The sequence below is a fragment of the uncultured Modestobacter sp. genome (genome assembly GCF_947486615.1).
Lineage (GTDB): Bacteria > Actinomycetota > Actinomycetes > Mycobacteriales > Geodermatophilaceae > Modestobacter.
The window spans coordinates 144563-163817 of record NZ_CANKUD010000003.1 but is presented as its reverse complement, the minus strand read 5'-3'; the positions used below and the strand labels follow the sequence as shown (position 1 = coordinate 163817).

The following is a 19255-nucleotide window of genomic DNA, read 5'->3' as shown; positions in this document are numbered from 1 at the left end:
CGCCGGTGACCGCGCTCCTGGTGGTCGGGCTGGTGCTGCTCGCGCTGATCGGCGGGCTGGCGCTGCTGCTGCGCCGGGTCCGGGCCGACCACGACGCGGCGATCGAGGAGCACTGGCGCCGCAACGGCCGGGAGCGCCCACCGCGCGGCTGGTGAGGTCGGCCGGTCACCCCGGCCCGCCGGTCGGGGCCTCGGCCGGCAGGCGCTCCGCCGGGTCAACCCGCACCGGGTGACGTTGAGCCGCGTGGGCGCGCGGCTCAACGCCGACTCGTCCGGCTCAACCCGGGCGGCGCCAGGCCGCTCAGCCCAGGTGCGCCTGCTTGGGGGCCAGGCCGCGGAGGGCCTCGGTGGCGACCCGGTCGCGGTCCGCGCCGCCGGCGGCGACCACGGCTGCGCCGACCAGGCCCTCGACCAGCGGCGCCGCGCTGAGCAGCACCCGGGCCCGGACGTCGTCGTCCAGCAGCTCCAGCGCCGTCTCGGCCGACATCACCGCGCTGCCCAGGTCCATCAGCACGAGCACGCCGTCGCCGGAGTCGGCCGCGGTGATCGCCGCGGAGACGGCGACCGCGTCGGTGCCCAGCCCGCCGTCGTCGGTGCCGGCGGCCACCTCGATCGGCACGGTCGAGCCGGGCAGCATCTGCCGGGCCAGCTCGACCGCGGCCTCGGCCAGCGGCCGGCTGTGCGAGACGACGACGATCCCCACCTGCGCCACGGTCAGCTCCTCGCCAGGGTCGTCGCGGCGGCCTCGACCAGCAGGACGGCGGAGGCGGCCCCGGGGTCGACGTGGCCGGCGCTGCGCTCGCCCAGGTAGCTGGCCCGGCCCTTGCGGGCGACCGACGGCGTCACCGCGTCGCGGCCCCGCGCCGCGGCATCGGCGGCCGCGCGCAGCGCCGCGTCCAGCTCCTGCCCGGCGCCCACCGCCTCGGTGAGCGCGTCGGCGGCCGGGAGCAGCGCGTCCAGCAGCGTCTTGTCCCCGGGCTCGGCCTTGCCCCGGGCCACCACGCCCTCGACCCCGGCCCGGAAGGAGGCGGCGAAGGCGGCCGGGGAGCCGTCGCCCAGAGCGCCGGACATCCGCAGGAAGAAGGTGCCGTAGAGCGGGCCGCTGGTGCCGCCGACCTTGCTGATCATGGTCATCGCCACGGTCTTCAGCAGCGCCGCGCCGTCGGCCGGCGGGGTGGCGTCCAGGGCGGCGACCGCGGCGGTCATCCCGCGGTCCATGTTGGTGCCGTGGTCGGCGTCGCCGATGGCCGAGTCGAGCTCGGTCAGTTCGTCGCGGTGCTCGCGGACGGCGCGGGCGAACTCGCCCACCCAGGCGCCCAGGGCGTCGGTGTCGAGCGTCATGCTCAGACCCCCCACCGCAGCGCCGGGGTGCGCACCGGGGCGTCCCAGAGCCGGATCAGCTCGTCGTCCACCTTGAGCAGGGTGATCGAGCAGCCGGCCATCTCCAGGCTGGTCATGTACGAGCCGACCAGCGACCGGGCCACCGTCACCCCGGCCTTCGCCAGCACCGCCTGGACCTCGGCGTAGACGACGTAGAGCTCGAGCAACGGCGTGCCGCCCATCCCATTGACGAAGGCGAGCACCCCGTCGCCGCCGGTGAAGTCCAGGTCGGCGAGCACCGGCTCCAGCAGCATCTCGGCGACCTCGCGGGCCGGGGCGAGCGGCACCCGGCGCCGGCCGGGCTCGCCGTGGATGCCCACACCCAGCTCCATCTCGTCGGCCGGGAGGTCGAAGGTGGGCTTGCCGGCGGCCGGCACGGTGCAGGAGGTCAGTGCCATGCCCATGCTGCGGCCCTGGCCGTTGACCCGGCGGGCCACCTCGGCGACCTCGGCCAGCGGCCGGCCCTGCTCGGCGGCGGCACCGGCCAGCTTCTCCACCAGCACGGTGACGCCCACCCCGCGGCGTCCGGCGGTGTAGAGGCTGTCGGTGACGGCGACGTCGTCGTCGGTGACGACCGAGACCACCTCGGTGCCCGACTCGGCGGCGACCAGCTCGGCGGCCATCTCGAAGTTCATCACGTCGCCGGTGTAGTTCTTCACGATGTGCAGCACGCCGGCGCCGGCGTCCACGCCCTGGGTGGCGGCGACCATCTGGTCGGGCACGGGCGAGGTGAACACCTCGCCGGCGCAGGCCGCGTCGAGCATGCCCATGCCGACGAAGCCGCCGTGCAACGGCTCGTGCCCGGAGCCGCCGCCGGAGACCAGGCCGACCTTCCCCGCCACGGGGGCGTCGCCGCGGAAGACGATCCGGTGCTCGGGGTCGATCCGCAGGTCGGGGTGGGCCGCGGCCATCCCGCGGAGGGCGTCGTCGACGACGTCGGCCGGGTCGTTGATGAGCTTCTTCATCGCAGGCTCCTGATCATCTGGGTGCCAGCGAACCGTAGTGGAAGGACCCCCTCCTCCCCACCCCTCGCGAGCTCGGGGCGGTGCCCGGGAGGGGGCCGACGTCGGCAACGGGGGGTGGTCCGCATCGTCGGACGACGCTGGGCAGCGGCCGGTGATCTGGAGCACACTCGCGTCACATGCCCTCCGCCGCATGCAGGGAGAGGAGACGGGCGCCGGAGGGCAGTACGACCCAGACGCGGTCCGACGAGGTGAGGAGCTCCCAGATGACTGGCAACAGAGGCGTTGCGTACATCGAGCCCGGCAAGGTCGAGGTGCACGAGACCGACTACCCGAAGCTGGAACTGCTGGACGGGCCGGGGGTGAACCCGGCCAACGTGGGCCGCAAGCTCAACCACGGCGTGATCCTGAAGGTGGTGACCACCAACATCTGCGGCAGCGACCAGCACATGGTCCGCGGTCGGACGACGGCCCCGCCGAACCTGGTGCTCGGCCACGAGATCCTCGGCGAGGTCGTGGAGAAGGGCCCCGACGTCGAGTTCATCGAGGTCGGCGACCTGTGCTCGGTGCCGTTCAACATCGCCTGCGGCCGCTGCCGCAACTGCAAGGAGGGCAAGACCGGGATCTGCCTGAACGTGAACCCGGCCCGCCCCGGCGCGGCCTACGGGTACGTGGACATGGGCGGCTGGGTCGGCGGGCAGGCCGAGTACGTCACGGTGCCCTACGCCGACTGGAACCTGCTCAAGTTCCCGGACAAGGACCAGGCGATGGAGAAGATCCTGGACCTGACGATGCTGTCGGACATCTTCCCGACCGGCTTCCACGGGGCGGTCACCGCCGGGGTGAAGCCGGGGTCCACGGTGTACATCGCCGGCGCCGGCCCGGTGGGGCTCGCCGCGGCGGTGGGCGCCCAGCTGCTCGGCGCCTCGGTCGTGATCGTCGCCGACCTCGTGGAGCAGCGGCTGGCGCAGGCGCGCAGCTTCGGCTGCGAGACCGTCGACGTCTCCCAGGGCTCCCCGCAGGACCAGATCGAGCAGATCCTCGGCATCCCGGAGGTCGACGCCGGAGTCGACGCGGTGGGCTTCGAGGCCCGCGGCCACGGTGACGGGTCGGGCAAGGAGGCGCCGGCGACGGTGCTGAACTCGCTGATGGAGGTCACCGCGGCCGGTGGGGCGATCGGCATCCCCGGCCTCTACGTCACCGGTGACCCGGGCGGCATCGACGAGGCCGCCAAGGTGGGCTCGCTCTCGCTGAGCCTGGGCACCGGCTGGGCGAAGTCGATCTCCTTCACCACCGGTCAGTGCCCGGTGATGCGCTACAACCTCGGCCTGATGAAGGCGATCCTCAACGACAAGGTGCAGATCGCCAAGGCCGTCAACGCCACGACGATCTCGCTGGACGAGGCGCCGCAGGGGTACCAGGACTTCGACTCCGGCGCGGCGAAGAAGTACGTGATCGACCCGCACGGGATGGTCGGCACGAAGGCCGCCTGACGTGGGGCCCCGCCGCTGGCGCGTCTGTGGCGTCAGCGGCGGGGCAGGCCGGGGCTGTGCCAGCGGCGCAGCCGCCCGCGGGTGAGCGGGACCGAGCAGTCCAGGAAGAAGAGCACCTCACGCAGGCCGGTGACCCGGATGAACCGGGCCCACCGGCGCTGCGCCGGGGTCAGCACCACGAAGCCGATGTCGCCGTAGCCGTCGTCCATGGCGGCACCCTCGCGGCCGGCCGGCCCGCCGGCAAGCCCCCGCGTCACCACAGGTCGCCGCGGCGCCAGTCGCAGACCAGCCGGACGGCGGTGTCCAGCGGCACCGGGGTGGCCGGGGTGGGCAGCACGAACACCGCCTCGTCCGGGCTGTCCACGATGCCGTCGGGGGTGAGGGCAGCGGTCTGCCCCGCCCAGCGCAGCCAGCCCCGGCGCGCGTAGAGGGCCGCGCCGTCCTCGCTCGCCGCCAGCGCGCCCAGCTCGAAGCCGCCGCGGACCAGCCGCTCGACCTCGGCCATCACCGCGGTGCCGACACCGCGGCGCCGCAGGGCGGCATCGGTGGCCACCGCCTCGACGAAACCGGTGCGCAGGGTGGCGGCCCCGACGATCAGCTGCCGGACGACGACCGCCGCGTGGCCCGCCGGCTCGCCGTCCACCGTGGCGAGCACGTGCACCCCGCCCAGCGCGTGCGACCAGTCGTCGTCGCCGAAGCGGCCGGCGTAGGCGCTGTCCAGGAAGGTGCGGAGCCGGTCGAGCTCGGCGGCGGAGAGATCGGCCGTCGGGACGGTGCGGACGGCGGGGGAGGCGCTCACCGGGCCAGCGTCGCCGAACGGCGCGCTCGGCGCAGTGGGAGAAGAGGAGAGCGGGTGACGAGAATCGAACTCGCACTGTCAGCTTGGGAAGCTGATGTTCTACCATTGAACTACACCCGCGTCAGACCGATGGCCTGTGTGGACACCCTAGCAAGACAGTCGCCCCCGACCGGAACCCGGTCGGGGGCGACTGTGCGTCTCAGCGGGTCAGAGCCGCACGCCCCGGCAGCTGGTGCTGCAGTCCAGCGACCAGAACGACGCGCCCAGCGACCGGAACGCCGCCGACCGCACCAGCCGCTCCCCGTTCGGGCCGACCGTCGTCACCGGGTCGCCGGCGCCGCCGCCGGTGCCGTCGGCCGGGGTGGTCCCGCCGCCGGTGCCGTCCGAGCCGTCGCTGCCCGACCCGTCGTCGGTGCCGGGGCTGCTGCCGCCGCCGGCCGGGTCGTCGACGTAGCTGAGGGCATCGGTGAGCACCGAGGACTCCGCGCCGCCGGCGCTGAACACCCAGACGTCGTAGCTGCCGGCCACCCGCGCCGGTGCCTCGAACTCGACCGAGGTGCCATCGGCCCGCAGCACGGTCGCGGCCTGGGCACCCCCGATCCGCACCCCGACGTCGTCGGGCAGGTTCGTGCCGGTGACGGTCACCCGGGTCCCGCCGGCGGTGCTGACCACCGACGGGGAGATGCTGGTCAGGCCGAAGACGCCGGTCTCGGGGTAGGTCACCACGTCGGGCGTGCTGCCGTCGCCGGTCCCGGTGTCGGGGCTGTCCGTGCCCGGCGTCGTCCCGGGCGTGCTCGGGCTGTCGCCCGGCGTGGTGCCCGGTGTGGTGCCGGTGTCGGTCCCGCTGTCGGTCCCGCTGTCCGGTGTCGTGCCCGGGGTCGAGCCGGTGCCGTCGCCGGAGCCCGGGTCGGCGGTCCCGCCGTCACCCGTGCCGGAGTCACCGGTACCGGAGTCGCCGGTGCCGGGGGTGCTGGTGCCCGGTGTGGTGACCGGTGCGTCGGGCGCGCTGCCCGAGTCGCCGGTGCCCGGCTCCGTGGAGCCGCCACCCGAGCCGCCCGTGCCGGTGCCGGTGTCGCCGGTGCCCGACCCGCCGGTGCCCGGGTCGCCCGAGCCACCCGTGCCCGATCCGTCGGTGCCGGTGTCGGTGCCCGTCCCGGTGTCCGAGTCGCCCGTGCCGGGGGCTGCGGGCGTGCTGCCACCGGTCCCGTCCGGGGCCGGCGTGACGTCGCCGACCAGCAGCGGCGCGGCGAACGTCTCGCCCAGCGGCTGGCCGTCGACGAGCAGCTGCACGCTGAGCGCGTACCGCCCCTGGGCGAGGTCGGCCGTGGGGGCCACGGTGAGCCCGTCGGCGGTGGTCTGGTCGCCCAGGGGGAAGGTGACCTGCCCGGCGTCGTCCGTGGTCAGCGTCGTGCCGGCGAAGGTGAGCGGCTCGCCGGAGAGGGCGAAGACCTCGCCGCCGTGCTCCATGCCCAGGCCGACGACGACCTCGTAACGGCCGGCCACGGCCGGGCCGGTGGCGCGGACCTGCGGGCTCACCGGGCCCACCGGGCCGGTCATCGAGGTGAACTCGTACCCCACGCGGACGGCGCCGGCCGGGTCCAGGCGGCTGACGTTGAGCCGGCCGCCGGTGACCGACCGGCCGGTGAACGCCGCCACCGGGTCGACGTCGGCGAGCATCGCCGCGCGCACGTCCGCCAGCGAGGCCGTGGGCATCGTGGCCTGGTACAGGGCGAGCGCGGCCGCGACCTGCGGAGCGGCGATGGAGGTGCCGGACACCAGGCGGTAGTCGCCGTCGTTCCAGGTGGTGATCACCAGGGTGCCCGGGGCGAACAGGTCGACCGAGGTGGCGCCGTAGGCCGAGCTGGGGGCCACCGTGTCGGCGGCGGTGGAGTTGCCGACGGTGACCACGTTGGGCTGGGTCAGGCTGGCCGGGTAGACCAGCGAGGTGTCCCGGTTCCCCGAGTCGTTGCCCGCGGCGGCGACGACCAGCACGCCCTTGCTGGCGGCGTAGTCGACGGCGGACTGCAGGGCGGTCAGCGCCGTGCCGGTGACCGGCCCGCCCCAGGAGGCGTTGACGACGGACGCGCCGTGGTCGGCGGCGTAGCGGATCGCCTGTGCGCCCAGGTTCACGTCGACGCCCTCGCCGGAGCCGATCACCAGCGGCATCAGGGTGATGTCGGGGGCGACGCCGGCCGAGCCGAGGCCGTTGTCCTTGCGGGCACCGATGACGCCGGCGACGGTGGCGCCGTGCGACCCGCCGGTGCCGTTGTCGACGTCCGGGCTGTTGGTGGTGAAGTTCCAGCCGTGGCAGTCGCCGGTGAGCCTGTCGCCGTCGGCGTCCTCCGGACCGCAGGACGGGTTGGTCCACAGCGCGCCGGCCAGGTCGGGGTGGTCGGAGTCGTAGCCGGTGTCGACGACGGCGACGACCATCCCGTCGCCGGTCGTGGCGTCCCAGGCCACCGAGCCGTCGATGTCGGCGTCGGCCCGGACCTCGGTCTGGCCGTAGGCGTTGGCGCCGGTGTTCTCCAGGTGCCAGCCGTACGGGGCGTAGTAGGGGTCCGAGGCCGTGCCGAGCACCGGGACGGACGGCGAGAGCTCGACACCGGACACCCCGGCGACCGCGCGCAGCTGCTGCGGCGTCACCCCGTCGGCCGCCACCAGCGCGCTGCCGTCGAAGAGGCGTTGGGCCGAGTCGACGCCGTCCTGGCCGGCCAGGGTGGCCAGCAGCTCGGGTGAGGCGTCCCCGGAGGTGGCGCTGACGACGTAGCGGGTCAGGCCGTCGCCGGCGCCGAAGCCGTCGGCCACCGCCACGTCCGGCTGGGCCATCGCGTCGACCGCGGCGGCGCCGCCGAACCCGGTGAGCGCAGCCGCCACCACGGCGACGGCGCGCACCTGCCGACTGCTGGTCCGCACGAGACCCATCCGGTCCTCCTCCACCCGCGCCCGGGGAGGGCGCTCGACGGGAGGGCATCGGCGCGCCGGTGGCGGAACTGGAGGAGGCCGGCCGCGGTTCGCCCCATCGGGTGACCGGCGGCCGGCCCCGGCCCGCGGCAGGTCAGCTGCGCATCTCGGCGAGGAAGCCGGTCATCTCGGTGCGCAGCTTCTCCGCCATCCGGGACAACCCGGTGGTGTCCCCGGCCGGGCCCAGGGACGCCGAGCCGTCCACGGCGGCGACGATCCCGTCCACCAGGCCGTTCATCTCCGCCACCGTGGTGCCCACGGTGCTCATGCCGGCGGCGACGTCGTCGCACGCGGTGCGCATCGACTCGACCTGGGCGGTGATCCGCTCGGTCGACCGGGCGGTCTCGTCGGCGAGGTCCTTCACCTCGGAGGCCACCACCGCGAAGCCCTTGCCGGCCTCGCCGGCCCGGGCCGCCTCGATGGTGGCGTTGAGCGCCAGCAGCCGGGTCTGCGCCGCGACCGAGTCGATCATCGCCACGATGCCCTTGATCTCCGCCGACGAGCGGGTCAGCGAGTCGATCGTGCCGCGGGCCGCTGTCACCTCGCCGCTGGCCGCCGTCGCGGCCTGGGTCAGGCCGTGGGCCGAGGCGGACAGCTCGGTCGATGCCGTCGCCACCTGCTCGCTCATCCCGAGCACGACCGTCTCGAACTCGTCGGCCAGCCGCAGCCGGGAGGTCTGCGCCTCGGCCACCCGGGCCGCGGACTCCCGCATCGCCGCGCGGGCGGTGTTGATCACCTCGGCGCCCCGGCGGTAGGCGCCGGACAGCCCGGTCAGCAGCAGCCGGCGGTGGAACCGGCCCTCGGCCGCCGACGTCAGCGCCGCCCCGGCCTCGCGCACGAACGCGTCGGAGACGTCCAGCACCCGGTTGAGGCTGTTGTGCAGTGCGACGAGCTCGGGGACGCCGCAGGAGCCGGGCACCGGGCGGCTGCGCGCCTCCAGGTCGCCGGCGGCCGCGCTCTCGCACGCCGTCACGAGCTGCCGGACGAACGCCCGGTACACCTCCAGCTCCGCGGCGTCGCTGAGCTGGCCGTCTCCGCGGCGACGCACGCTCACAGCTCCTCCTCCCCGATGACCGACCACACGAACTCCTCGTAGGACGACGCGTGCTGCGCGACCAGCTCGCCCAGCAGCCGGCTGGACGCCTCGACCGCGGCCCGGCCGTTGGGCTGGCGGCGTTCCTCGGCGACCAACTGCGCGTACAGCGGGCGTACCGCGGCCACGGCGCGGGCCGACGGACGGCGCCGGTTGGAGTGGTAGCCGACCACCCGCCCGTCGGCGCGGAAGGACGGCGTCACGTGCGCCAGCACCCAGTAGTTGGCGCCGTCGGCGGCCAGGTTGTCGATGTAGGCGAAGACCTCCTGCCCCTCGGCGAGGGTGTCCCACAGCAGCTTGAACACCGCCTTGGGCATCTCCGGGTGCCGGATCAGGTTGTGCGGCTGACCCATGACCTCGTCCAGGTCGTAGCCGCTGACCCGCAGGAAGACGTCGTTGGCGTAGGTGATCACGCCTCGGGGGTCGGTCTTGGAGACGATGAGCTCGTCGGCGGAGAACGTCCGCTCGACGCCGGTCGGTCGGACGACCTGCCGCCTCGATCGGGCCTCGTCGGGCGCCGGCCGCGTCGTGACCATCTCGCCCCTCTCTGTGCGCTGGAGTTCCGGCACCGGCTGGTGCCCCCTCGTCATCGGCAGTTCGACGGCCAGGTGGACGGGACGACGGCCGCCGTCCTCCAGGCGGTCCCTAGACTCCGCGCCATGCTGCTGTCCGACCGCGACATCCGTGCCGCCCTGACCGCCGGCCGGCTCGGCATCGAGCCCTACGAGGCCGCGATGGTGCAGCCCTCGAGCATCGACGTGCGGCTCGACCGGTTCTTCCGGGTGTTCAACAACGCCCGGTACACCCACATCGACCCGGCGCAGCAGCAGGACGACCTGACCACGCTGGTCGAGCCGACCGGGGACGACCCGTTCGTGCTGCACCCGGGCGAGTTCGTGCTCGGCTCGACGCTGGAGGTCGTGCGCATCCCCGACGACCTCGCCGCCCGGCTGGAGGGCAAGTCCTCGCTGGGCCGCCTCGGGCTGCTGACCCACTCGACCGCGGGGTTCGTGGACCCGGGCTTCACCGGGCACATCACCCTCGAGCTCTCCAACGTGGCGAACCTGCCGATCACCCTCTGGCCGGGGATGAAGATCGGCCAGCTGTGCCTGTTCCAGCTCAGCTCCGCCGCCGAGCACCCCTACGGGTCGGCCGTCTACGGCTCGCGCTACCAGGACCAGCGGGGGCCCACGCCGTCCCGGTCGTTCCGCAACTTCAGCCGCGCCGACACCCGGCGCGCGGACCCGGCGACCCCGCCGTCCTGACCCCGCCGTGCTGATCGGCGCCGGGAACGGCTCGGCGACGGCGGCGGCACCACTGGGTGAACGGTTGCCCGGCACCGGGTGACGGAGCGCCGATCGGGGTAGGGGGTCTGCATGGACCCCCGGGACACCGCTGTTCTGCTGCCCCAACCGTCGGGCAACCACGTCGTGGACGGCTTCTTCGACTGTGCCGAGGAATCGGCCCACTACGCGTTCTCCGTGCAGCTGCTGCTCACCCAGTACGCGTCGGTGGTGCCCTGGCAGAGCGAGGGCGTGGCCGAGCTCGGCAGCGGTGACGCGCGGGCCATCGCCCACGTGGTGCGCGCCGTGCCCGGGCTGCGGGTGCACGGCACCGACATCAGCGCGACCTCGGTGGAGCGGGCCCGGCAGACGATCAGCGGCCTGGACGTCGCCGACCGCTACACCGTCGAGCACGGTGACTTCTTCGGCTGGGCCGACTCGCCGAGCGGCCGGGACGTCTCGACGGTGATCGCCAACCCGCCCTACATCCCGGCGCCGGACGGCGACATCATGATGCCCGAGCTGTGGGGTGGCTGGTACGGCAACGACCTGGTGCTCCGGCTGCTGAAGGCCGGCTTCGACCACCTGCTGGTGGCCCTGCCCAGCTACTCCGACCCGGCCGCCACCCTGGCCACCGCCGCAGACCTCGGCTACCGGGTGGTGAACTTCCTGGCGATGGGCCTGGAGTTCGGCGCCTACAGCCGTGAGCCGAAGGTGCGCGAGCACATCACCCGGCTCACCGCGGCGGGCCACGGCTGGGCGGGGGAGGACGAGTACGTGGTCGCGGTCGCCCTGCTCACCCGCTCCCCGCAGGTCACCCGGGACCGGGCCACGGAGCTGAAGCGGGCACTCCAGCTCTCCGCCTGAGGGGCGGCTACTCGCGCGGGCGGAGGGTCACCGGCGGCTCGGCGCCGGCGACCTCGACGTCGTCCCGACCGGGGACGGGCCGGTCGCCCGGGGCCACCAGCCCGGCGACCTCGTCGTCGACGTACCGCTCCCGGCAGATCGACCACCCGGTGACCAGCAGCAGGCCGACGCCGGCGTAGACCAGCACGAACATGCCGGTGTAGCCGCCGGTCAGCCCGCGCAGCAGGCCGACCAGCAGCGGACCCACCCCGGCCACGGCGTAGCCCCAGCCCTGGGCGACCGTGGACAGCGCGCCGACCGACTCCGGCGTGCGGCCGCGGAGGCCGAACAGCGCCAGGATCATCGCGAAGGTGCCCATGCCCAGGCCCAGCAGGCAGACCCACAGCCAGGTGAGGGTCAGCGGCGCCACCAGCAGGCCGGTCCAGCCGGCCAGGTAGCAGGCGACGAACGCCAGCAGCATCGGCCGCTGGAGGTGCTGGCGGACCGCACCCAGCGGGACGACGGCGTTGAGCGGGATCACGATGAGCGCGTTCAGCCCGACCAGGAAGCCGGCCGCGTGCGCCGACATCCCCTGGTCGCGCAGGTACTGCGCCGTCCAGCCGACGATCACGTAGGCCTGCATGGACTGCAGCCCGAAGAAGGCGGCCATCGTCCAGGCCAGCCGGCTGCGGCCCAGCGCGCGCAGCCGGACGGCGGTGTGCCCGCCGCGCGAGGCTCCCGGCCGGACCGGGACGGCGAGCCAGGGCAGCGCGGCGACGAGGGCGAAGACCGCCCAGATGCCCAGCGCCCACCGCCACCCGTCGGCGCCGACCGCCTCGGCGATGGGCGCGGTCGAGACGCTGGCCACCGCGCCGCCGACGGCCAGCGCGGTGCTGTACGCGCCGACCAGCAGGCCGGTGCGGTCGGGGAACCACCGCTTCACCAGCCCGGGCAGCAGCACGTTGCCGAGCGCGCCGCCGACCATCGTCGCCACGGTGCCCACCAGGAACACCCAGATGCTCGGCACGGCCACCCGCAGCAGGAGGCCGAGGGTCATCACCAGCAGCGCCGCGGCGAGCACGTGCCCGTCCCGGAACCGGGCAGCCAGCGGCGGGCCGGCGAAGCCGATCAGCGCGAAGCAGATCAGCGGCATGCTGGTGATCAGCCCGGCCAGCCCGGAGGAGATGCCCAGGCCGTGCTCGATCTCCTCCAGCACCGGGCCGACGCTGTTGACCGCGGTGCGCAGGTTGAAGCCGGTCAGCACGATCGCCGTCCCGACCAGGACCAGGCCCCGGCGGCTCGTCTCGGGAGCGGGGGCGGCGGCGCGGGTCACGTCCGCCCATCCTGCTCCACCCGGGCGCCGGCGCCGCGGATCGGGTCAGTGGTGGGCGCGGCCGACCGTCCGGACCCGGGGCGCGGTGGTCGGCACCCGGTGCCACAGCGCCCGCTGCACGGCCAGCGTCACCAGCGCGGCGAGCACGATGCCGACCAGGTTGATCACCAGCTGGGTGGTCGCCTCGCGGAACTCGGTGCCGCCGCCGAGCGCCAGCGACAGCGCCATGTCCCCGGCCGCCGGCACGGTGGTCACCGAGATGAACACGCCGACCAGCGCGCCGGAGCGGGCCGAGGTCAGCGACAGCACGCCGGCGACCCCGGCCAGCACGGCAACCACCACCGACCACCGGTCGGGCTGGGTGATGAAGCCGGTGGCCGGGCGCTCCTCCGCCAGCAGCTCCGGGCCGAACCAGCCCAGCCCGCGGCCGGCCAGCACGGCCAGCGCGGTGACCGCGATCGCCACCGCGAAGCCGGCGGCCAGCGAGACCAGCGCGCGGCGGGTCATCGCCCGCCGGCGGTGCACCAGGCCCACGGCGAGGGCGGCCAGCGGACCGAACTCCGGGCCCAGCACCATCGCGCCGATGACCAGCACCGCGGAGTCGTTGATGATCGCCACGGTCGCCAGCAGCGTGGCGATGGTGAGGAACGCCAGGTAGGAGACCGACAGGGCGGCGTCGGTGTCGGTGGTGCGCACCACCTGCTCCCACACCACCGCGTCGGTCCCGTCGCCGGGCGCCCGCCGTTCGGCCTCCTCGGCCATCCGGGAGACCGCGGCGTCCACCGCCTCCATGGCGATGCCGCCGTCCACGTCGACCCGCAGCCCACGCAGGCCGTTGACCAGCGAGTCGGCCGACTCCCGGGCCACGTCGACGAGGAACACGTCACCTGCGGGGCGCAAGGAGGCAGCGGGCAGGACGGCGAGGTGGGCGACGCCGGGGCAGGCGTCGAGCAGCTCGGTGACGGCGTCGGTGCGATCGGCCGGCACGGTGACCCGCAGGTGGAGGAGCACCGGGTCACTCTGCACGGTCCCACCGCTGACCCGTGGGTGGTGGGGCCGGAGTCGTCGTCCCGCTACAGCATCCGCGTGGGTCGGCCGCCCTGCAGGGTCCCGCCGCGAGCTTGCGAGTGGTGGGGGGCGGGGTGGTCCTTCCGCTAGCGGGTGCCGGTCACCGTCACCGTGACCGCCGTGACCTGCTCGGTCGTGCCGTCGGCGGCCACCCGGGACGCGGCCAGCTCGCGGGGACCGTCGCCGGCCGGGGTGGCCAGCCGCAGTGTCGGGCTCAGGCACTGGGCCAGCTGGAACGTCGGCCCCGCCGGGGTCTGGGTGTAGGCCACCGTCCCGCCGGCGTCACCGCGCACCGGTTCGCCGTCCAGGGTCATCACGTAGTCGACGTCGTCCGGTCCGGTCAGCCGGAACCGCAGCGGCTGGCCGGCGGTGACCAGGCTGGACTCCACGGCGATGGCCGGCTGGTCGCAGTCGGCGGTCAGCGGCACGTCCTGCGGGCCCCGGCTGCCGGCGAAGGCCAGCACCGACATGACCACGACCGCGACGGCCAGCCAGGTCCAGTTCCGTCCGCGGCGGATGGCCGGCCGGTCGTCGGCCAGCGCGCGCTCGTCGTTGACGTCCCGGGCGTAGTGCATCCGGGTGCGGCGGTTGCCGGCCGCCAGCTCGGGGTCCTCGTGGCCGCGGACCCCGCCGAAGATGAAGCTCACCCGGCCAGTGTCCCCCGGCGCCGGGCTCCCGCCGTCCCCCTGCACCAACGACTGTCCCCCCGCACCAACGCTGGTGCGGGGGGACAGTGGGTGATCAGGTGAGGTGATCAGTGCTGGGTCTTCAGTCGTGCTGGGTGGCGGCGGAGCCGGTGCCGGCGGGGTCGTCGGGCTCGGTGCCCACGCCCGGGCCGGACGCCGTCCCGGGGGCGCCCGCCGGGGCCATCGAGCGGAGCAGGATCTGGCTGACGTCGAGCACCTCGACGTGGTCCTTGGCCTCGCCGGCCTGCTGCTTGCTGGTCACCGCGTCGCTGAGCATGGTGATGCAGAACGGGCAGGCGGTGGAGATGACGTCCGGGTCGAGGTCGAGCGCCTCCTCGGTGCGCTCCACGTTGATCCGCTTGCCGATCTTCTCCTCCATCCACATCCGCGCCCCACCCGCGCCGCAGCAGAAGCCGCGGTCCTTGCAGCGGTGCATCTCCTGGGTGGTCAGGCCCTTGACCGAGTCGAGGATCTCCCGCGGCGGCGTGTAGACCTTGTTGTGCCGGCCCAGGAAGCACGGGTCGTGGTAGGTGACCTTGCGGTCGATCGGGGTGACCGGGGTCAGCCGCCCCTCCTCGACCAGCTGACCGAGCAGCTGCGTGTGGTGCACGACGTCGTAGTCGCCGCCCAGCTGCGGGTACTCACGGTTGATCGAGTTGAAGCAGTGCGGGCAGGTGGCGACGATCTTGCGCCGTCCGGCCGGGCGCTCCTCGAAGACGGCGTTGAGCGTCTCCACGTTCTCCTGCGCCAGCTGCTGGAAGAGGAACTCGTTGCCCATCCGGCGGGCCGGGTCGCCGGAGCAGGTCTCCCCGTTGCCCAGCACGGCGAACTCCACGCCGGCGATGTGCAGCAGCTCGGCGACGGCCTTGGTGACCTTCTTGGCCCGGTCGTCGATGGCGCCGGCGCAGCCGACCCAGAACAGGTACTCGACGTCGTCCTCGATCGCGCCGTCGACCTGCCGGACCTCGAAGTCCAGCTCCTTCATCCACTCCTCGCGGATGTTGCCGCCCACGCCCCACGGGTTCCCGCGGTTCTCCAGGTTGCGCATCATCACGCCGGCCTCGGAGGGGAAGGAGGACTCGATCAGCACCTGGTAACGGCGCATGTCCATGATGTGGTCGACGTGCTCGATGTCGACCGGGCACTGCTCGACGCAGGCACCGCAGTTGGTGCAGCTCCACAGCACGTCGGGGTCGATGACCCCGCCCTCCTCGAGGGTGCCGACCAGCGGGCGGTGCGCCTGGGCGTCGTTGGTGCCCTCGATCCGGGCGTAGCCCGAGGCCCAGACCTGCTCGTCGCTGGCCTTCAGCGTGGAGTAGTCGGCGAAGTCGGGGGCGTTGTCCGACGCCTTCGTCGCGCCGGTCAGGTACGGGGCCTTGGCGTACAGGTGGTCCCGCAGGTCCATGATCACCATCTTCGGCGACAGGGGCTTGCCGGTGTTCCAGGCCGGGCACTGGCTCTGGCACCGCCCGCACTCGGTGCAGGTGGTGAAGTCCAGCATCCCCTTCCAGGTGAAGTCCTCGATCTTGCCGCGGCCGAAGACGTCGTCCTCGCCGGGGTCCTCGAAGTCGATCGGCTTGCCGCCGGAGGTCATCGCCGGCAGCGGGCCGAGCGCCTGGCCGCCGCCGTCCTCGCGCTTGAAGTAGATGTTGAAGAAGGCGCTGAACCGGTGCCACGCGACGCCCATGTTGAGCACCCGGGAGATGGTGATCAACCAGCCCAGGCTCACCGCGATCTTGACGAACGCGACGACCGACAGCAGGTCGGGGCTGGCCGGTACGACGTTCGCCAGCAGCCCGGAGATCGGGTGCGACCAGGCCGGGGCGTCGGTCAGGTCGGCGGAGACCTTGATCGCCCGGATCAGCAGGATGCAGATGCCGATGGTGAGGACGACGGCCTCGACGAAGTAGCCGCGGCCCTCGTTGGACCCGGCGAACCGGCTGTCCCGGCCCTTGCGGCGCGGGTGGTCCAGCTGCCGCCGGACGATCAGGTACAGGATGCCCAGGATCGTGGCGGTGCCGATCAGGTCGGCGAAGAGGTTCCACAGGCTCCACTCGCCGATGAGCGGCAGGTGCCACTCCGGGTTCCACACCTCCCCGAACGCCTCGACCAGGGTGAGGAACAGGCCGTAGAACCCGATGAAGACGAACCAGTGGGCGGCGCCGATGGCCGACCACTTGAGCATCCGGGTGTGGCCCAGCGACTCGACCGCCAGCGTCTTCAGCCGCGGGCCGACCGGACCCGAGCGGGTCGGGTCGGGCTGGCCGGTGCGGAAGATCCGCAGCATCGCGCGGACGGCCTTGGTGGCGTAGACCACCGAGACGACCAGCAGGAGCACGGCCAGCGTGCCGAGGACGATCTGCAACGGGCCCATGAGCTCCCTCTCGTGCGTGCGCGGGCGTCATCGCCCACCCGGCACGGACACTAACCGGGCGGCCACAGGCTACTCGCCGGTAACCCCGGCGACGCCGCTCCGTGAGGGCCGGCGCGGCCCGGGCGTCGTCCTCACCTGGTGGTCGCGGACCGCACCCGGTGGGCGGAGGTTGGCCACCACAGGGTGAGGTCGGAGGGGGCGGTCAGCGGGTGCGGAGCACGCCCGCCTGCCGGCGGACGACGGTGAACCGCCGGACAGTCGGTCCCGGCCGGCTCAGCAGGTCGCGCAGCCGCTGCTCCACCGGCGGCCAGCCCCGGGTCACGTCGGCGTCGGCGATGCGGAGCACCCGGACCTCCAGGCCGCGGAGCGCGTCCTCGCGCCGCTTCTCCTCCCACAGCACCTGGCCCGGGGAGCGGTCGCGCCACGGGTCGGTGTACTTCTCCCGGCCGTCGAACTCCACGGCGACGGCGGCGTCGTCGTACCAGCCGTCGACCACGGCGACCAGCCGGCCGCCGGCCCAGATCTCCACCTGTGGCTCGAAGCTCGCCAGACCGGCGCCGATGACGCGCAGCCGCCCGCGCGTCTCCAGCGGCGACTCGGCCCGCCCGTCGGCCAGCGCGACGGCCCGGGCCGCCCGCGCCGCGCCGCGCCAGCCGCGCGCCGAGGCGAGGGCCTGCGCCAGTTCGTCCGGGCTGGTGTGCCCGCGCAGGAGCGCGGCGTCGAGGGCCACCACCGCATCGACCAGGTGCCACTCGCGGGCGCAGTCGACCAGCGTGCGGGCGGCCGCGGTGACCGGGACCGGTCCCCGGGTGCCGACGTGGGTGGCCGGCAGCGGGGCGCACGCGATCGCGTGGTCGTCTCGACGGCGCCACTGGTCGGGGTCGGTGAGCCGGACCAGTGGGCTGAGGTCGCGCGCCAGCGGCCATCCCCAGAGTCGCGCCGCAGAGGAGTGGCTGGCCACGGTGGCGGGGCGCCCGAGGGTGAGGAGCACGGCGAGGCAGTCGACCGCGTGCCTCGCGGCGACCCGGCCCTCCACCCGGCTCAGGTCGTCGGCGGTGATGAACACGCCTCGTCGCAGTCGCACCCACCTGCCGGACGTGCACAGGTGCCGCACCTCGCCATGGGAGTACCCCGCCGCGAGCGCCTCCGCCGAGGTGAAGACGCCGTGTCGCTGCGATGCCCGGTGGCGGAGGGTCGGGTGCACCGGGCGAGTCTCGGGTGCCCGGCCCGGGTGTGGGGCCGGGTGACGTCGACCTGTGGACACCGGCCCTCGACTCGGGCGTCGTCCTCACCTGCTGGTCGCCGCCCTCACGTCCTGTGGTGCGGGCGGCGGCCACGAGGTCAGGTCGAGGGGTGAGTCGGGACGGCGACACGCCGCTGTCCTCGCCCGTCCGCGGTACTGCGCATGGTGCACTACCGCGGACGCCGCCACCGGGCCGTGTCGGAAGGGGGTGGCGATGGACGCCAGTCAGCTGCTCAAGGGCGTGCTGGACGTCGCGGTGCTGGCGGTCGTACGGGAGGCCGACGGCTACGGCTACGACGTCGTCCGGCGGCTGCGCACGGCCGGCCTGGAGGACGTGGGCGACGCCTCGGTCTACGGGACGCTGCGCCGGCTCTACCAGGCCGGGGCGCTCACGTCCTACGTCGTCCCCAGTGACGAGGGGCCGCACCGCAAGTACTACGCGATCAACGACAGGGGACGTTCGGTGCTGGAGGACTCGGGCAAGACGTGGAGGACGTTCGTCGACGCCGTCGACGGCCTGCTGAGCGGGGCTGCGGCATGAGCTCGCCGACCGCCCCCGGGGTGACGCAGGAGGCGCGGGACTACCTGGCCGACGTCGAGCGCGAGCTCGCCGACCTGCCCGCCGAGGAGTCCGCGGCCCTCCTGGAGGACCTCGAGCAGCACCTCGCGGCGCTGGCCGAGGAGGGGGACGACTGCCCGGTCGTCATCCGGCTCGGGTCGCCCGCCGCCTACGCCGAGGAGCTCCGGGCCGCCGCCGGGCTGCCGGCGCGCGGCGTCGCCCGCCCGCCGGTCCGGCGGGACGAGCTGCGGCGGACGGTCGCCGAGCTGCGTGCCCACCCGTTCGCCAGGGAGGTCTCCCGGCTGTGGGCCGAGCTCCGCCCGGCCTGGTGGGTGCTGCGCGGCTACCTGGTCATCGCCGTCCCCTGCGCACTGGCCGGGCAGTGGGACTTCCCCGTGCCGGCGCCGCTGGGCAGCGACGAACTGGGTCTGCTGCTGGTGCCGGCCGCGATCGCCGGCTCGGTCGTGCTCGGCCGGCGGCAGCTCACCCCGGTGACCGCCCGGCTGCTGACCGGCGCCGGCGCCTTCCTGGCGCTGGTGGCCTTCGTGCTGGCCGCGGACGGCACCTCGTACCCGTCCTACGACCCCGGCTACGCCTACCCGGCGGTCTACGACCAGGCCGTGGGGGAGCAGCCGCTGGTGTCCCGGTACGGGCCGGTCACCGACGTGCTGCCCTACGCCGCCGACGGGACGCCGCTGGAGGACGTGCTGCTCTACGACCAGGACGGCCGCCCGCTGCAGGTCGGCTTCCAGGAGTGGTGGGCCGACGGGTGTGCCCGCGTCCTCCGGCAGCCGCTGGCGGCCGACGGCGTGCCGGTGCCGCACGCGTTCCCGCAGACCTACGCACTGGACCCGGTCTTCGGCGACCCGGCGCTGTGCGACGCCACGGTCGCCCGGCCGGAGGTCTCGGTGCCGACCTTCCCGCAGCCGGTGCCGACCGCGGCGACCGGCACCGGCCCGGCGGGGGTCGCCGGCGACTGACCGCCGGGCCCCACCGTGCGCGCCGCTCGCCCGGCCCGCACGGTGGGGGAGGCGGAGCTCGGCGGGGCCCGGGAACAGTGCGGCGCAGACTGCCGTTAGGGTGGGCAGGAAAGTTGAGCGGACCACGCGCAAGGCGATCGGCCGGCGTCCCGGACCCGGCGTCCCCGGCGTGGTGGCCCTCAGCTCCTGGACCAGC

19 protein-coding genes and 1 tRNA gene are annotated in these 19255 nt (G+C 74.3%); 6 read left to right on the top strand and 14 right to left on the bottom strand.

What is annotated here, in order from left to right:
- Window positions 1-5 precede the first annotated feature (5 nt).
- A complete protein-coding gene (locus Q1A09_RS06955) occupies window positions 6-155 on the top strand; it encodes a hypothetical protein (protein WP_299952891.1) in 150 nt (49 codons plus the stop codon).
- 145 nt (window positions 156-300) lie between these two features.
- Here Q1A09_RS06955 and dhaM read toward each other — a convergent pair whose 3' ends face one another.
- From dhaM to dhaK, 3 genes are read right to left on the bottom strand one after another with little or no spacing between them, the layout of a single operon-like run.
- A complete protein-coding gene (gene dhaM / locus Q1A09_RS06950) occupies window positions 301-711 on the bottom strand; it encodes a dihydroxyacetone kinase phosphoryl donor subunit DhaM (protein ID WP_299952889.1) in 411 nt (136 codons plus the stop codon).
- A 2-nt stretch (window positions 712-713) separates the two neighbouring features.
- Window positions 714-1340 (bottom strand): dihydroxyacetone kinase subunit DhaL, encoded by a 627-nt coding sequence (dhaL, locus tag Q1A09_RS06945; RefSeq protein ID WP_299952887.1) that lies wholly within the window; start codon window positions 1338-1340, stop codon window positions 714-716.
- A 2-nt stretch (window positions 1341-1342) separates the two neighbouring features.
- Entirely contained in the window at window positions 1343-2344 is a 1002-nt protein-coding gene (gene dhaK / locus Q1A09_RS06940; protein WP_299952885.1) for a dihydroxyacetone kinase subunit DhaK, read from the bottom strand.
- 263 nt (window positions 2345-2607) lie between these two features.
- Between dhaK and fdhA the strand changes: the two genes are divergently transcribed.
- Complete coding sequence (gene fdhA / locus Q1A09_RS06935) at window positions 2608-3834, top strand: formaldehyde dehydrogenase, glutathione-independent (RefSeq protein ID WP_299952883.1); 1227 nt, start codon at window positions 2608-2610, stop codon at window positions 3832-3834.
- A gap of 32 nt (window positions 3835-3866) precedes the next feature.
- On the opposite strand, the gene Q1A09_RS06930 is transcribed toward fdhA, so the two are convergent.
- The 6 genes from Q1A09_RS06930 to Q1A09_RS06905 form a co-directional block, all read right to left on the bottom strand.
- Window positions 3867-4043, bottom strand: coding sequence for a hypothetical protein (locus Q1A09_RS06930; RefSeq protein WP_299952881.1), 177 nt, complete (start codon window positions 4041-4043; stop codon window positions 3867-3869).
- Between the two features lie 44 nt (window positions 4044-4087).
- The gene (locus tag Q1A09_RS06925) at window positions 4088-4633 is read right to left on the bottom strand and encodes a GNAT family N-acetyltransferase (RefSeq protein ID WP_299952880.1); all 546 of its coding nucleotides are present in this window, start codon (window positions 4631-4633) and stop codon (window positions 4088-4090) included.
- Between the two features lie 49 nt (window positions 4634-4682).
- Window positions 4683-4753 (bottom strand) — tRNA-Gly (locus Q1A09_RS06920).
- An 87-nt stretch (window positions 4754-4840) separates the two neighbouring features.
- Window positions 4841-7555, bottom strand: coding sequence for a S8 family serine peptidase (locus Q1A09_RS06915; protein ID WP_299952878.1), 2715 nt, complete (start codon window positions 7553-7555; stop codon window positions 4841-4843).
- A 133-nt stretch (window positions 7556-7688) separates the two neighbouring features.
- Window positions 7689-8648: a methyl-accepting chemotaxis protein gene (locus tag Q1A09_RS06910; protein ID WP_299952876.1), complete on the bottom strand. Its 960-nt coding sequence runs from the start codon at window positions 8646-8648 to the stop codon at window positions 7689-7691.
- Entirely contained in the window at window positions 8645-9223 is a 579-nt protein-coding gene (locus tag Q1A09_RS06905) for a PAS domain-containing protein (RefSeq protein WP_299952874.1), read from the bottom strand. The genes Q1A09_RS06910 and Q1A09_RS06905 overlap by 4 nt, the downstream gene beginning before the upstream one ends.
- A 123-nt stretch (window positions 9224-9346) precedes the next feature.
- Here Q1A09_RS06905 and dcd point away from each other — a divergent pair, with 123 nt between their 5' ends.
- Both dcd and Q1A09_RS06895 read left to right on the top strand, forming a co-directional pair.
- Window positions 9347-9952 carry a dCTP deaminase gene (gene dcd, locus Q1A09_RS06900; RefSeq protein ID WP_299952872.1) on the top strand — a complete coding sequence of 202 codons (606 nt, stop codon included), beginning with the start codon at window positions 9347-9349 and terminating at the stop codon, window positions 9950-9952.
- 111 nt (window positions 9953-10063) lie between these two features.
- Window positions 10064-10837 (top strand): methylase, encoded by a 774-nt coding sequence (locus tag Q1A09_RS06895; protein WP_299952870.1) that lies wholly within the window; start codon window positions 10064-10066, stop codon window positions 10835-10837.
- 7 nt (window positions 10838-10844) lie between these two features.
- On the opposite strand, the gene Q1A09_RS06890 is transcribed toward Q1A09_RS06895, so the two are convergent.
- From Q1A09_RS06890 to Q1A09_RS06870, 5 genes are all read right to left on the bottom strand, one after another.
- Complete coding sequence (locus tag Q1A09_RS06890) at window positions 10845-12149, bottom strand: MFS transporter (protein WP_299952869.1); 1305 nt, start codon at window positions 12147-12149, stop codon at window positions 10845-10847.
- 45 nt (window positions 12150-12194) lie between these two features.
- A complete protein-coding gene (locus Q1A09_RS06885; RefSeq protein ID WP_299952867.1) occupies window positions 12195-13160 on the bottom strand; it encodes a DUF389 domain-containing protein in 966 nt (321 codons plus the stop codon).
- 143 nt (window positions 13161-13303) lie between these two features.
- Window positions 13304-13864, bottom strand: a complete 561-nt coding sequence (locus Q1A09_RS06880; protein ID WP_299952866.1) for a hypothetical protein — start codon at window positions 13862-13864, stop codon at window positions 13304-13306.
- Window positions 13865-13985: 121 nt separating this feature from the next.
- The gene (locus Q1A09_RS06875) at window positions 13986-16277 is read right to left on the bottom strand and encodes a (Fe-S)-binding protein (protein ID WP_299952864.1); all 2292 of its coding nucleotides are present in this window, start codon (window positions 16275-16277) and stop codon (window positions 13986-13988) included.
- A 202-nt stretch (window positions 16278-16479) separates the two neighbouring features.
- Entirely contained in the window at window positions 16480-17481 is a 1002-nt protein-coding gene (locus Q1A09_RS06870) for a type IV toxin-antitoxin system AbiEi family antitoxin domain-containing protein (RefSeq protein WP_299952862.1), read from the bottom strand.
- A 253-nt stretch (window positions 17482-17734) separates the two neighbouring features.
- Here Q1A09_RS06870 and Q1A09_RS06865 point away from each other — a divergent pair, with 253 nt between their 5' ends.
- Together Q1A09_RS06865 and Q1A09_RS06860 are read left to right on the top strand one after the other, a co-directional pair.
- Window positions 17735-18061 carry a PadR family transcriptional regulator gene (locus Q1A09_RS06865; protein ID WP_299952860.1) on the top strand — a complete coding sequence of 109 codons (327 nt, stop codon included), beginning with the start codon at window positions 17735-17737 and terminating at the stop codon, window positions 18059-18061.
- Window positions 18058-19059: an HAAS signaling domain-containing protein gene (locus Q1A09_RS06860; protein WP_299952858.1), complete on the top strand. Its 1002-nt coding sequence runs from the start codon at window positions 18058-18060 to the stop codon at window positions 19057-19059. The genes Q1A09_RS06865 and Q1A09_RS06860 overlap by 4 nt, the downstream gene beginning before the upstream one ends.
- Window positions 19060-19255: the final 196 nt, after the last annotated feature.

Bases quoted from the DNA above. Each gene is read 5' to 3' on its own strand.
- dhaL (WP_299952887.1), bottom strand. From the start codon at position 1,340: ATGACGCTCGACACCGACGCCCTGGGCGCCTGGGTGGGCGAGTTCGCC.
- dhaK (WP_299952885.1), bottom strand. From the start codon at position 2,344: ATGAAGAAGCTCATCAACGACCCGGCCGACGTCGTCGACGACGCCCTC.
- fdhA (WP_299952883.1), top strand. From the start codon at position 2,608: ATGACTGGCAACAGAGGCGTTGCGTACATCGAGCCCGGCAAGGTCGAG.
- Q1A09_RS06930 (WP_299952881.1), bottom strand. From the start codon at position 4,043: ATGGACGACGGCTACGGCGACATCGGCTTCGTGGTGCTGACCCCGGCG.
- Q1A09_RS06915 (WP_299952878.1), bottom strand. From the start codon at position 7,555: ATGGGTCTCGTGCGGACCAGCAGTCGGCAGGTGCGCGCCGTCGCCGTG.
- Q1A09_RS06905 (WP_299952874.1), bottom strand. From the start codon at position 9,223: ATGGTCACGACGCGGCCGGCGCCCGACGAGGCCCGATCGAGGCGGCAG.
- dcd (WP_299952872.1), top strand. From the start codon at position 9,347: ATGCTGCTGTCCGACCGCGACATCCGTGCCGCCCTGACCGCCGGCCGG.
- Q1A09_RS06895 (WP_299952870.1), top strand. From the start codon at position 10,064: ATGGACCCCCGGGACACCGCTGTTCTGCTGCCCCAACCGTCGGGCAAC.
- Q1A09_RS06875 (WP_299952864.1), bottom strand. From the start codon at position 16,277: ATGGGCCCGTTGCAGATCGTCCTCGGCACGCTGGCCGTGCTCCTGCTG.
- Q1A09_RS06865 (WP_299952860.1), top strand. From the start codon at position 17,735: ATGGACGCCAGTCAGCTGCTCAAGGGCGTGCTGGACGTCGCGGTGCTG.
- Q1A09_RS06860 (WP_299952858.1), top strand. From the start codon at position 18,058: ATGAGCTCGCCGACCGCCCCCGGGGTGACGCAGGAGGCGCGGGACTAC.